1 protein-coding gene is annotated in these 1,223 nt (G+C 37.3%); it reads right to left on the minus strand.

The window, feature by feature from the left end; genetic code table 11:
* Positions 1 to 164: 164 nt before the first annotated feature.
* Complete coding sequence (locus EXA13_RS16555; protein WP_069506875.1) at positions 165 to 1,103, minus strand: hypothetical protein; 939 nt, start codon at positions 1,101 to 1,103, stop codon at positions 165 to 167.
* Positions 1,104 to 1,223 lie beyond the last annotated feature (120 nt).

Genomic DNA, 1,223 nt, shown 5'->3' on the forward strand with positions numbered 1-1,223 from the left:
TTAAATACCAAACTTGAGCAAATGATTCCGAAAATAATCCGAATATATCCACTGAATTTCCTTATTCAACTAACGCCGCATTAAGGTGTGAGCGGCGCTTGGCTAGACTTGAGCGAAGCGAAACTGCCAAGCGTTGCGAATCACTCTTAAATGCCTTGTTAGAACTATTTTTTAGTGCCAGTTTCACCAAGCGACATTTTTCCGCCCTTAAACTGAATATTTGTTCCTGAAACCCCTTTTAAAATCATTTCGTAAGGATGATTTACTGCTTTTTCTCTTTCTGCATGGTTAGCCATAATCATTCGAATGAAGTCAATGTCATTCTCTGAAACATCCCCCTTAACCCGAACTGACTCGATATATTCCAGAGCTGTATTTTGCTTTTTTAGATCTTCTTTAATAGCTAGAAGTACAGAAGTTCTCGAATTTGATGACCTAAATATATAAATAATAAAACCAGCCAAGCTTATGTATAAACCAGAAATAGATAGCGCTCCGTACTGATTTATATCTGCTCCTTTCAATAGATATAGAAGAATCAAAGCAAAATTCACTACGATAAACAAATTAATCATTACGCTTTTTAGTAAGCCAGCACTTTTTCGCTCCAGCTCTACTGCACCGTAAAGCTCGCTTTCCACCTTATATCTGCGTTCCTGTTGTTCTATTACTTTCCTAGCGCTTGAAAAGTACTCACTATCTTTTGTCTTTAAGTACTCATCAATTCTGTTATTTACGCGATTTTCCAGCTCCACGAAGAGATTGCTCTCTATTATTTCCGATTTAGAAAGCTCCTCTTGAGCGAGATTAGCCATGTTTTCACTTAGATACAGCCTAATTTCAGACTCAATCAACTCAGAAGCATTTTTTAGTACGTCTTTCGATAAGTCTTTCCTTAACTTCATAACTTCTTTTTCAAGGAGGTGAATTCTTTCACTTTCACCAATTGATAAACGGTCTTCGCTATAAAACACATTACGCCTTCTAAAATAGTTAGAGAAAAAGACCGCAAAAGTGGCGATGAAAGTAGACAAAATCGCAACATAAATAGCGAATTTGGGCGTAATGAGAAGTTCTAATACCTGAGTTAAACCTGTATCCATTTATGGATCCTATTCAAATTGTGTAAAAATATTTATTGTAGTTCTAACGCCCGCCTAAGGGGCTGACAACGCATTACCACTAAACCCAAACACAACAACTGCAACCACCGCGGCTCATTG

The organism is Vibrio cincinnatiensis, assembly GCF_022113815.1.
Classification (GTDB): Bacteria; Pseudomonadota; Gammaproteobacteria; order Enterobacterales; family Vibrionaceae; genus Vibrio; species Vibrio cincinnatiensis_A.

Bases quoted from the DNA above. Each gene is read 5' to 3' on its own strand.
- EXA13_RS16555 (WP_069506875.1), bottom strand. From the start codon at position 1,103: ATGGATACAGGTTTAACTCAGGTATTAGAACTTCTCATTACGCCCAAA.